We start from the raw sequence: 11,342 nt of genomic DNA on the forward strand, positions 1-11,342 counted from the left end.
AAAGTGGCGTCCCCTAGGGGATTCGAACCCCTGTTACCGCCGTGAAAGGGCGGTGTCCTAGGCCTCTAGACGAAGGGGACACAAAATGTGTCACTAGGACTGGTTATTTAGACTCTTACCATACGAGTTAAACACTTAGACATTCGAAGTCTAGCCCAACGCGCGGGCAGCGTGTACACTGCAGATTTTGGTGGAGCTAGGCGGGATCGAACCGCCGACCTCTTGCATGCCATGCAAGCGCTCTCCCAGCTGAGCTATAGCCCCAAACCTGAGTGCAAAAAGGGCAAACTTGACGCTGCCATCTCGCTTAGTGCGGGGCGCATTCTATGCAGCCACCAAAACAAAGTCAACATTTTTTAGGTAACTTTTTATCGACCGCGGCAATTTTAAACAAAGCGCATAAAGCTTGTGCAAGATACTGGTATTTGTGGTTTTTTATTAATCAAAAAGCCCTATTTAGGCCATAGCCCAGAGCGCAAACGTAGCCTTCTTTTGCAGTACAGAAACTTGTTTAAAGGCTACAGGCACAGATTGAGCAGCACCATAGGCCACATGCAAGGGCATTAAATGCTCTTCGCTGGGGTGACAATATCGTGCCCCAGGAGCACTTTGCCAATTAAGCAGGTGTTGCGCCCTATCCTGCTTAGATAATGGCGTATTTAAAACCTGCTCCAGCCAATTCTCGAACTCAAGGTTGCTCTTAATCGCTTCCTTATTATCGGCCAATCGAAATGCTGCCATATTATGAAAGGAAAATCCGGAGCCTAAAACAAGGACATTATCCAAGTGTGTAATCGTCTTTGCTATACGCTCACCCATTTGTAGGTGGAGCTCGGGGTTATAATCGCGCTGCAGAGAGATTTGCACACAAGGAATATCCGCCTCTGGGTACATTATGGCCAAGGGCACAAAAACACCATGATCTAGACCTCGCTCGGTTTCCTCTATTACTGGCACTCCTAGCCCTTGCAAACCTGACAGCAACTCTTTTGCCAACTGAGGAGCGCCCGAAACGGGATATTTAATATTGTAGGCCTGTTCTGGGAATCCATAATAGTCATACAATAAGGGTGGCTGAGCCTGGGTGTTCACTTTTATCTCCGTCGTATCCCAATGGGCACTGATCACAACAATTGCAGCAGGTTTGGGAATTAAGGACGCAAACTCCTCTAAGGTTTCAACCATCTCCTTATGACCTTCATGACCCAAAAGTGGAAGCGGTCCACCGCCGTGAGAAATAAACGCACTGTAGTTCATAGATAATTCTTCATCTTGTGTATACGGAATACGAGCATTGTCATTAGATGCAAAGCCGAATACCAGGCGCTGAGCGCACAACTAATGTTCAACCGCGCACCGACGGTCCATTTATAATGGGTAAAATTGATTAAATAGCCCACGCATTGGCTATAAATGCCTCACCTAAAACAAAATGTATCATTCAAGTGTTGACAGTCTTTTCTCTCTATCTATAATAGCGCCCCACAACAACGCGGCTAATTCGTTTAGCAAGCAATGTTGTTACCAGATGTGGGTTGTTAGCTCAGTTGGGAGAGCATCGCCCTTACAAGGCGAGGGTCACTGGTTCAAGTCCAGTACAACCCACCACTTTAAAGTGACACATCTGAAAATTCTATATGGGTTGTTAGCTCAGTTGGGAGAGCATCGCCCTTACAAGGCGAGGGTCACTGGTTCAAGTCCAGTACAACCCACCATCATTTAGATGGCGTTAAGGAAAGTCGATGCTGGCATCGCACTATTATCCTTAGCAAGGCAAGGTTTATTGGTTAAATCCAGTACAACCCACCATATAGAATTTAAAAAGACCCGGGTTGTTAGCTCAGTTGGGAGAGCATCGCCCTTACAAGGCGAGGGTCACTGGTTCAAGTCCAGTACAACCCACCATCATCTTGATGGAGTTAAGGAAAATACGATGCTCAGCATCGCACTATTATCCTTAGCAAGGCGAGGTTTATTGGTTAAGTCCAGTATAACTAAGCATCATTTTAAAGTGACATATCTGATATTTCTATATGGGTTGTTAGCTCAGTTGGGAGAGCATCGCCCTTACAAGGCGAGGGTCACTGGTTCAAGTCCAGTACAACCCACCATCTATTGATGGAGTTAAGGAAAATACGATGCTCTGCATCGCACTATTATCCTTAGCAAGGCGAGGTTTATTGGTAAAGTCCAGTACAACCCACCATATAGAAATCGCAAAAAATTACGTTTTGGGTTGTTAGCTCAGTTGGGAGAGCATCGCCCTTACAAGGCGAGGGTCACTGGTTCAAGTCCAGTACAACCCACCATCATCTTGATGGAGTTAAGGAAAACGATGCTTGCATCGCATTATTATCCTTAGCAAGGCGAGGTTTATTGGTAAAATCCAGTACAACCCACCATCTACTAAAACGTAATCCTAATGCGGGTTGTTAGCTCAGTTGGGAGAGCATCGCCCTTACAAGGCGAGGGTCACTGGTTCAAGTCCAGTACAACCCACCATCTACTTCAAAACTATCTTCCCGATGCTCTAGCATCGCGCTATTACGCTTAGCAAGTCGAAGTTCACTGGTTCAAGCCAGTACAACCAACAATCTACTTCAAAACTATCTTCCCGATGCTCTAGCATCGCGCTATTACGCTTAGCAAGTCGAAGTTCACTGGTTCAAGCCCAGTACAACCAACAATCTACTTCAAAACTATCTTTCCCGATGCTCTAGCATTGCGCTCTTACGCTCAGCAAGTCGAAGTTCACTAGTTCAAGCCCGTACAACCAACAATCTACTTCAAAACTATCATTCCCGATGCTCTAGCATCGCGCTATTACGCTTAGCAAGTCGAAGTTCACTAGTTCAAGCCAGTACAACCAACAATCTACTTCAAGATACTTTTCTCGATGAAACCTGCTCGCTTACCTGGGATCTGCTTAGCCAGTTAGAAATTAAGTTCAACAGATATAAACAGGCACAGAGCTACCTCAGTACAGCCGCTGGCAATGTGCGTCAAAGCCTGTATATTGATGCCTTAAATCAATAACAAACGAACCCAAAATGAATAAACTAACAGCCCTGGCTCTTGGTGTATCACTGGCTTTGGCCGGTTGCCAAGACGCCCCTGCCCCACAACAAGAAAATCAAACACAGGCAGTCTCTGTGGCACCAAGCTCGCAGCAAATAGCCAAGGTAGTCGATGCCTATACTCAGCGCTTTATCGACCACCAGAGCGCGCTGGCGACATCCTTAAAATTGTCGAGCGAGCAATATGGTCCTTACGCCAGCAAGTTACCGGATTATTCAGTGGCCGGTATGCAACGCCTGCAACAAGATATGCGCAATGCCGCTGAGCAGTTGGCTGATTTGCAACACTCGGCATTGGCACCAAAAGATGCCTTACACCTTAAGGTCAATCAGGTGATCGCCAACTACTATGCTGGCGATGCCGATTTTGCCGCCGGTTATATCGACACCTGGGGTGGTCACCTCCCCTATGTGGTCAATCAGCTTTCCGGGCCCTTAATCGACCTACCAAATCTGTTAAAAGACCAGCATGAGATAGACTCAGAGCAAGACGCCAAAGACTACCTAGCCCGCCTTAATGCCTTTAGTGACGTGGTGAAGCAAGTGCAAGAAAAGGTCAATGCCGATGCCAAACTGGGTGTCATTTTACCTAAGGCTTTATTCCCCAACACTTTGGGTTACTTGGAAAACTTCACCTCAGAAGCGCCGGGCAAGCATTCCTTGGTCAGTTCAATGAAAACCAAGTTGGATCAGCTTGAAGGTCTAAGCAAACAACAGGTTACTGAGTATGTGCAACAAGCCGAGGAAATAGTTCGCAGCAAAATTTACCCCGCTTTTGCAAGCATCTACAAAGACATGCAGCGCCTACAAGAGCAAGCACCTGAGCAGGTAGGTATCTGGGCGCAACCCAATGGTGAGGCCTTCTACCAACATGAAATCACTTATTTGGGCGACTCCGACCTCAGTGCCGAACAAATCCACCAGCTGGGCTTGGATGAAGTTAAACGCATTAGCGAGCGTATGGACGAGATTTTAAAGGCAAATGGCTATAGCGAAGGCAGCGTCAACGAGCGCATGCAGCAGCTTAACGCTGAGCCGCGCTTTTTATATGCAGACAGTGATGCAGGTCGCGCCGAGCTATTGGCCTTCCTGCGCGAAGAAATCGTCACCATAAATCAAAAAGCACCGGACTACTTCTCAACCCTGCCGCCGCAAAAGGTCGAGGTGCGTCGTATTCCAGTGGCTGTGGAAGCGGGCTCGGCCGGTGGTTACTACAATGGTCCGTCGCTCGATGGCTCACGCCCTGGAGTCTTCTATATCAATCTTAAAGATATGGCTGCGGTACCCAGCTTTGGCATGAAGACCCTGACCTATCATGAAGCCGTGCCTGGTCATCACTTCCAAATCGCTTTAAATATGTTGCAGCAAGACATAGGCCTAATGCGCCAAAACGCCTCTTTCAATGCCTATGTTGAAGGCTGGGCTCTGTATTCCGAGCTGGTTGCCTATGAAATGGGCATGTATGAGAACGATCCTTTCGGCGATCTTGGTCGTTTGCAGGCGGAAGTTTATCGCGCCGCGCGCTTGGTGGTAGATACAGGTTTGCATTATAAGAAATGGACTCGTCAGCAAGCCATAGATTACTTTGCTGCGGCCACCGGCAGCCCCATGAGTGATGTGGTGCCTGCCATTGACCGCTATATTGCCTGGCCGGGCCAAGCTCTGGGTTATAAACTGGGTATGCTAAAACTGGTTGAGCTTCGCGAGCGAGCACAGAAAGCGCTTGGTGACAAGTTTGATATCAAGGCCTTCCATGATGTTATCTTACTCTCTGGCGCCCGTCCTATGGCTACCGTCGAGCAGGATGTCGATGCCTGGATAGCCTTACAGAAGTAACACCAAGGGCCCAACAGGGCCCTTTGCTTTACTAATCTTCGCCCTTCACAAGGGCGACGGCATTAATACAATACCGCAGATGCGATGGCGGCGGACCATCGGGAAAGACATGTCCCAAATGGGCATCGCAGACATTGCAGATAGTTTCTATGCGCTGCATCCCATGACTGCCATCGGCAATATAAGCGATAGCATTGGCACTGGCAGGCTGGGTGAACGAAGGCCAGCCACTGCCACTGTCAAACTTCTTGGCACCATCAAAGAGCAAATTATCACAACACACACAATGGTAGCGCCCCGGCTCGAACAAGGTGCATGAATCACTGCTAAAAGGGCGTTCTGTGCCTTTTTTACGGGTCACGTAAAAGGCCTCTTCGCTCAGTTGCTCACGCCACTGCTGCTCGGTTTTTTCCACGCGATAAGGAGGCTTTGGGTTGCCCTTCGCGCTCATCATAAGAATATTTTGCCAGTTCAACATAGTCACTCCAAAATTTGGCTAGTCGGCAAGGCACTTTGACACACCTGCGCGGCTCGGGTCTAGCTCTTAGAGCCTAAACGGGCTTAATACTTAGACCCCGGCTACGGGTTAAAACTGAGATTAGCGGATATAAGCCTTACCCAAACGAATAAGCGCCTGAATGCGATTATCTTCGCGCAGGTCCTTATGATACACAAACCACAGGCTGCTATCGTTATGCGGTTCGATACAATCAAGACGCCTTAGATGGGGGCATTGTCTGGCCTTGCTGTCATCTATGGGGCCAATCCCCAGGCCATTTTCTACCGCAAACTGAATATCCAACAGATTATTGCTCTGGTAACAAATATTGTTCTCGTCAATTGCTTCCAACACCTGTTTAACAAAGGCTAAATTTCTCTTACGCCCGCCAGGCATCACCCAATGATGTTGGCTAAATTCACTTTCGCAGCTCGGTGCATTGTGCAGCTGAAAATAGTGCTCGGAGTAATAATAAGAGAAATTCAGGTCGCTGACCTTTAAGGCCACAAGATCGGCCTGTGTCGGCATGGCTCCGGCGCGAATAGACACATGCGCCCTGCCCTCTGCCAACGGCACTATCTCATCGCTGACATCGACAAGAATTTTGAGTTCACGGTACTGCTCTTGCGCCTGCACCAATATCGGATGCAAGAATGAGGAATATTCCGGCAAGGTAGTGATCTTTAGCGTACCTTTAACCTGATCAGAGGTAGCGAAAAGTTGCGATGGCAACTGGTTGAAGCGGCTCTCAATTTCGGGAAAGGTTTCCAATAATCGGGTGCCCGCCTCGGTAATTTGATAACCACGCTGATTGCGAAAAAACAATTTACAGCCTAGGTCTTTTTCCAGCCGGTTAATTTTTCGCAATACCGTGGTGTAATTAATGCCTTCGAATTCCGCGGCTTTCGCCAAAGAGCCAGTAGCGGCAACACGATATGCGACTTTTACATCGTCCCAATTAAACTCTTTCACGCTAAAAAATCCAATGCTTTCCGAATTAGAAGTTTACCTTTGCTTAAATGCCTGTTCGCTATGCATTTTTGCAGAATCATTATGCGCATTTAAGCATTAATTTACCTAAGGATAAAGGATAGCATCACCCCGATAACAAAATTGCTACAAACAAGCGCAAGTGTAACTCGTGTTTATCGGAGGGAATATGAAACCTAATATTGCAATTATCGGCGGTGGAATTGCCGGTTTGGCTTTCGCTATTTACTACAAAAAACTCGGAGGACGGGTCGATATTTACGAACGCAGCCCGCTTTCAGGACGCGAAGGTTTAGGTTTTATCATGCTTGAAAATGGCGTTAAGGCCATGGCCCAACTAGGTTTGGATGAACAAGCCGCCAAGGTGGGTTATCCGGTTGAGTTATGTAATATCGTCGATGATGAAGGCAATCTGCTGATCGAAGAAACCTTAAAAGGAAGCTACGGGGTAACCCGCAAGGCGTTTTTGGACGTACTGCTAAATGAAATCCCAGCGGAATGGCTGCATTTCGATCATCAGTTTTCGCATTTTGAATGGCATCAAGACGGCAGCGCCAAGCTGGCTTGTTTTACCAATGGTGAGAAAATTGCGGCCGATTACTTCCTCGGCTGTGATGGCGGCCGCTCTGCGGTGCGCGCTCAGATCTTCCCAGAAGCAAAACGCTCCGACATCAAGGTGAAAGAGCTGGTTTCCATCGTCAATAGCCCAGAGCTGGTTCAGCTACTCGAAAATAAGTTCGTTAAGTACAAACACCTGGACGGCGGTCTGGCGGTTGGTATGGTTCCCGCCGACGAGCAAAGCGTGGTTTGGTTTGTACAGTACGACTGCGAACGTTTCGATATTCTTGACGTCAGTGATAGCGGGAAGCAGCACTTCGCCGAACGCCTAGTTAGCCAGTGGCCTGACCCGATAAAGGCGCTGATTAAATTAACCGACTTTTCCCAATCCCATATTTGGAATACCTGTTACCTGCTGCCGCTGGAGCGCTTCCACAAACACAATGTGGTGCTGCTAGGTGATGCCGCCCATGCCCTGCTGCCCTTTACCAGCCAAGGCGTAAACTCAGCCATTGAAGATGCCATCGAACTGGCAAAGATTTTTGAGTCAAGCGTCGCTGGTTTTGATGTTACCGCACTGGAGCACTTCTCCGTGATGCGCAAAAGCGTTGTTGCCAACTATCTGAACCAGGGGCTAGCCTTGCAGCAGGAGTTTTTAGCGCCGCATCATCACGAACAAAAAATCCCATTCGCTTTTTAAATTGGAGTTAAATTGATGACCACCTCATTATTTGCACATGACCAGGTGCCCTTGGAGACCTTGCGAACTCGGGCTTACAACTTTCGCTGGGCGGAAACCGATGCCGATATCATTCCCCTAACCGCCGCCGATCCGGACTTTGCGGTAGCAAAGGAAATTCGCCAGGCAATTGCCGATTACGCTCAAAGCGGTGTGTTCTCTTATGGACCGCACCTGGGGTTGCCCGAATTTAAAAACGAATTAGCCAATGCCCTAGCAATGCGCAAAGACTACCGCCTTAACCCGGAATTGATCTTGCCCATAGACAGCGCCGCCAGTGGCATGTATGCAACAGCGCGTTTTTGTCTGGAACCAGGTGATGAAGCCATTATTTTTGACCCGGTTGACTTCCTCTTCGAACAGTCGGTGCTGGCTGCCGGTGGTAAGGTGATCCGTTGTCCATACGATAAAGACACAGGTCGTTTTAAACTTGAATTGCTACCAGAGCTTGTGAGCGAGAAAACCCGTCTTATCGGTGTGTGTAACCCGCATAACCCGCTAGGCAAGATTATTCCTTTGGAAGATCTAAAGACCATAGCCGAGTTTGCCAACCAGCACATGCTGTGGATCATGAACGATGAGATTTGGTCGGATATCATCTACCCGGAAAAACAGTTTACCAGCTTCCATCACCTGGCTCCTGAGCTGTGTGAGCGCGTGATCACCGTCTATGGTTTCTCTAAAGCCTTTGGTCTAGCCGGTCTGCGTGTCGGTGCCGTAATTTCACCAAGCGCCGAAGTACATCAAAAAATTGTCGACGCCGCCTATGTGATGACTACCGCCGGCGGAGTATCAACCATTTCGCAAGTGGCCGCTACCACGGCACTGACAAGCTGTTGGTATTGGGTGGATGCCTTTATTGAGCACCTAACGGCTCTTCGCGACCACGCGGTGCAAAGATTAAATGCCATAGAAGGTGTGAGCTGTCAGGCCCCAGAAGCCACCTATTTATTATTTGCCGATATTTCCGCAACCGGCCTGGAAGCGGAAGAGCTGGTTGAGCACCTGCGCAATTACAAGGTTGCCGTGGTGCCTGGCAATGAACGCTTCTTTGGCCCCGGAGCAAAAGGTCATATACGTATTTGCTTTGCCACCAGCATGGACATCTTAGATCAGGGCTTGGATCGTATCGAGGCAGGGATTAACGCATTAAGGAATGAAAAATAATGGAATGTGATGCAGATATTGGCTGTGTAATGCCGAATTATGACAGCAAAAAGGACATAGAGACCAAGGCGACGCAGACGGAGCAAGTGCATCTTGTCTTCGTCACCGACCCTATTTGTTCTCACTGCTGGGCCTTAGAGCCGGTTTGGCGCCGCCTCAAGTTAAACTACCAGGTTAACGAGCGCTATATTCACGGTGGCCTGTTACCGGGCTGGGAAAACTTTGGCGATCCAGGTAATGGTATCGCCAAGCCCACGGATGTAATCGACCATTGGCAACAGGTAGCCCAGCACTATCAGCAGCCCATAGACCCATCGATGTGGGCTAAGGATCCAATAAGCAACTCTTATATTCTCTGTCGAGCGGCTATTGCCGTGCGTTTATTGGCCCCCAATCTGGAATCGGCCTTTGTGCGCCTAATGCGTGAACGTATCTTCCTCTACGCCGAGAATATGGCCAAGGATGAAGCACTTTTAGAACTGGTTACCTTGATGGGCATGGATGCACAAGCATTTGCCGCCTTGCTACATTCTGAACAGGTGCTGGCGATATTTAATGCCGAGCAACAGGAAATGATGCAGCTGGGTGCCCGCGGTTTCCCATCGCTCATTTTTAACGGTGATAACGCCTTTAGGCTTGCCGGCTCACAGCCGTATCAAAACCTTGAGCGTGCCTTGGTACTGATGGGTGAAGCGCAGCCGAAACGCCGCCATTTAACGGTGCAGCAAAAATTGGCATCTTATCCGAGCTGGACCTTACGCGAAGCCTGTGAGGTGTTACAGGTTAGCCCTGAGGAAGCCCGTATAGAACTGTATCAATTCGGTTTTATCGAAAGTCAGATTGCCGGTGGCAGCTTCTGGTACCAAGCAGCGCCTTAGACGCTCTCTATTTATACAAATTCTGTTAAGTATGTGATCAGAGATAGCGCTGGATAAATGATGTGAACACAAGGCGGAGTTTTTCTTATGTAGTTATTCTACATAGGCGAGCAAGATCGAAGCAATGCTTCGCAGCTTAGCGAGGTGAGCGCATGGATGCGCGATGTAACCAAGTTTCATGGATGAATTTAACCGCAAAAATAAACAGATTAGCTATTTAAGTGAATTGGTATTTATGTGCGGGCATTAGGTGAATACTCTCCCTATTCACTTAGTGCCTATGCACATTCTCCATATTCTAGCTTTACCTTGTCAGCGGCAATAGCATCAGCAAGCACCGAGCTCATATAGGCATGCAGGCTATCTGTGGTGCCAACAACACTAAGGCGATATTCCGTCTCCTCGGCTGTAATCTCAATGCCATGCTGCCACACTTGTACCGACGAAATCCTGTCTATGGGCAGGTATTGCCAAGGACCATGGAAGTCAAAAAAGCCCGCCAGTGAACAAACCTTTAAGTGCCCCTGCTCGCGTTGAACAAAACGGCTCAGAGGATTGCGGGCGATAAACCAGGGCGTCAGGCGATAGAGGCAGGATGCCAGCGCGACAGAATAGGCCAGCATCAAGGTCAGGCGTACAAGTGGCCAAGGCGCAGCCAATAACAGCAAAATAGCCACAAATGGCAAAGCCACCAGGGTGAACTTGGCCAGGGTTTTATCTACGGGGCGTAGCGAACTCACGCTGAACACCCTAGTTGTCCTTACCTTTTTCATCGCTTTTCTTGCTCTCCAGCTCATCCGGCCAATCGGCAAAAAACACCCGCAAATAGCGGCTGCGCATTAAATACAGCAGGATCCAGGCCACCGCCACCGCTTGCACGGCAATATACAAGGAAAATCTATAGTACTGTTGTGAGGCCTGTAAAATAAGCCAGGCCAAATCCAGCATGGCACAGAGCACTAAGGGCCAGCGCATATGCCGCCACAGGGATTTTAACCTCAAACTGCTACCGGGACGACGCAAGGAGTACACAGTGGCTGGCAAAATGGCGATAGCAGCTATGGCCAAGGCGACAAAAAAATCCTGCTTTTGCCGATACACCAGGGCCACCAAATCAAGCTCAGGGCGTCGCGATATAGCGGCAAAGGCCCAGATAAGATAAGGGCGCAGCAAGATGACAAGCGCCAGGGTAAAGCCTATCGGGGTACGATAGGCGCCATGCTTATCCCAATATTCAGGACCATAATGTTTCACAGCTGAGACTTCCTGTCCGCTAAAACCCCCACCAGGATAAAGGCGGCGAATACGGTCAGCGGCAAATAGGTGCTGCCGAAAAACATCAGGGCCTTGGCCATAAAGGGGCTCACCCACAGGGTTAAAACTCCTAAACCAAAGGCACTCACCAGCACAAAGGCTAAGGTGCGCAGTAAAAAGTGCTTACCGGCCACCAGCTTTTTAACGCTTTTGATCACATCCCCGGCATACAGGCCGATAATACAGACCACAAACACCAGGGCAATATCGCCTAGATAAGGTGACAGCCACTGGCCAAAACGCGCTAAGCCCGACTCCAGCCAGGCGATAAAGTCATTCATGGC

Annotated in this window: 10 protein-coding genes and 8 tRNA genes; 10 read left to right on the forward strand and 8 right to left on the reverse strand. The window is 48.8% G+C overall.

The genetic code is table 11. The annotated features are described in order from the left end of the window. Positions 1–4: 4 nt before the first annotated feature. The 3 genes from C2M24_RS05735 to C2M24_RS05745 all read right to left on the reverse strand — a co-directional run bounded on the left by C2M24_RS05735 (position 5) and on the right by C2M24_RS05745 (position 1,257). Positions 5–80: transfer RNA gene (locus C2M24_RS05735), tRNA-Glu, on the reverse strand. Between the two features lie 108 nt (positions 81–188). Then, positions 189–264 (reverse strand) — tRNA-Ala (locus C2M24_RS05740). A gap of 192 nt (positions 265–456) precedes the next feature. Next, the gene (locus C2M24_RS05745) at positions 457–1,257 is read right to left on the reverse strand and encodes a DODA-type extradiol aromatic ring-opening family dioxygenase (protein ID WP_105213620.1); all 801 of its coding nucleotides are present in this window, start codon (positions 1,255–1,257) and stop codon (positions 457–459) included. 275 nt (positions 1,258–1,532) lie between these two features. Here C2M24_RS05745 and C2M24_RS05750 point away from each other — a divergent pair. From C2M24_RS05750 to C2M24_RS05780, 7 genes are all read left to right on the forward strand, one after another. Then, positions 1,533–1,608 (forward strand) — tRNA-Val (locus tag C2M24_RS05750). 31 nt (positions 1,609–1,639) lie between these two features. Then, a tRNA-Val gene (locus tag C2M24_RS05755) sits at positions 1,640–1,715 on the forward strand. Between the two features lie 114 nt (positions 1,716–1,829). After that, positions 1,830–1,905: transfer RNA gene (locus C2M24_RS05760), tRNA-Val, on the forward strand. 130 nt (positions 1,906–2,035) lie between these two features. Next, positions 2,036–2,111: transfer RNA gene (locus tag C2M24_RS05765), tRNA-Val, on the forward strand. Positions 2,112–2,233: 122 nt separating this feature from the next. Then, positions 2,234–2,309: transfer RNA gene (locus tag C2M24_RS05770), tRNA-Val, on the forward strand. Positions 2,310–2,426: 117 nt separating this feature from the next. Beyond that, positions 2,427–2,502: transfer RNA gene (locus C2M24_RS05775), tRNA-Val, on the forward strand. Between the two features lie 548 nt (positions 2,503–3,050). After that, on the forward strand, positions 3,051–4,913 hold the full coding sequence (locus C2M24_RS05780) for a DUF885 domain-containing protein (protein WP_105213621.1): 1,863 nt from the start codon (positions 3,051–3,053) through the stop codon (positions 4,911–4,913). 31 nt (positions 4,914–4,944) lie between these two features. Here C2M24_RS05780 and msrB read toward each other — a convergent pair whose 3' ends face one another. Both msrB and C2M24_RS05790 read right to left on the reverse strand, forming a co-directional pair. Then, positions 4,945–5,391, reverse strand: a complete 447-nt coding sequence (gene msrB, locus C2M24_RS05785) for a peptide-methionine (R)-S-oxide reductase MsrB (RefSeq protein ID WP_105213622.1) — start codon at positions 5,389–5,391, stop codon at positions 4,945–4,947. A gap of 120 nt (positions 5,392–5,511) precedes the next feature. Next, positions 5,512–6,384 carry a LysR family transcriptional regulator gene (locus C2M24_RS05790; RefSeq protein ID WP_105200629.1) on the reverse strand — a complete coding sequence of 291 codons (873 nt, stop codon included), beginning with the start codon at positions 6,382–6,384 and terminating at the stop codon, positions 5,512–5,514. 187 nt (positions 6,385–6,571) lie between these two features. Here C2M24_RS05790 and C2M24_RS05795 point away from each other — a divergent pair, with 187 nt between their 5' ends. Genes C2M24_RS05795 through C2M24_RS05805 form a run of 3 tightly spaced genes read left to right on the forward strand, consistent with a single transcriptional unit; the run spans position 6,572 to position 9,744 of the window. Then, positions 6,572–7,660: an FAD-dependent oxidoreductase gene (locus C2M24_RS05795; RefSeq protein WP_105213623.1), complete on the forward strand. Its 1,089-nt coding sequence runs from the start codon at positions 6,572–6,574 to the stop codon at positions 7,658–7,660. A gap of 15 nt (positions 7,661–7,675) precedes the next feature. Further along, a complete protein-coding gene (locus C2M24_RS05800) occupies positions 7,676–8,866 on the forward strand; it encodes a pyridoxal phosphate-dependent aminotransferase (RefSeq protein WP_105213624.1) in 1,191 nt (396 codons plus the stop codon). Then, the gene (locus tag C2M24_RS05805) at positions 8,866–9,744 is read left to right on the forward strand and encodes a DsbA family protein (RefSeq protein ID WP_105213625.1); all 879 of its coding nucleotides are present in this window, start codon (positions 8,866–8,868) and stop codon (positions 9,742–9,744) included. The genes C2M24_RS05800 and C2M24_RS05805 overlap by 1 nt, the downstream gene beginning before the upstream one ends. Before the next feature lie 278 nt (positions 9,745–10,022). On the opposite strand, the gene C2M24_RS05810 is transcribed toward C2M24_RS05805, so the two are convergent. Genes C2M24_RS05810 through C2M24_RS05820 form a run of 3 tightly spaced genes read right to left on the reverse strand, consistent with a single transcriptional unit; the run spans position 10,023 to position 11,339 of the window. Continuing rightward, on the reverse strand, positions 10,023–10,484 hold the full coding sequence (locus C2M24_RS05810; RefSeq protein ID WP_158683701.1) for a hypothetical protein: 462 nt from the start codon (positions 10,482–10,484) through the stop codon (positions 10,023–10,025). 10 nt (positions 10,485–10,494) lie between these two features. Further along, a complete protein-coding gene (locus C2M24_RS05815) occupies positions 10,495–10,998 on the reverse strand; it encodes a DUF2919 domain-containing protein (protein ID WP_105213627.1) in 504 nt (167 codons plus the stop codon). After that, the gene (locus tag C2M24_RS05820) at positions 10,995–11,339 is read right to left on the reverse strand and encodes a DUF3392 family protein (protein WP_105213628.1); all 345 of its coding nucleotides are present in this window, start codon (positions 11,337–11,339) and stop codon (positions 10,995–10,997) included. The genes C2M24_RS05815 and C2M24_RS05820 overlap by 4 nt, the downstream gene beginning before the upstream one ends. Between the last annotated feature and the right edge of the window lie 3 nt (positions 11,340–11,342).

Origin of the sequence: Pseudoalteromonas sp. T1lg22 (genome assembly GCF_002964645.1) — a bacterium.
GTDB lineage: Bacteria > Pseudomonadota > Gammaproteobacteria > Enterobacterales > Alteromonadaceae > Pseudoalteromonas.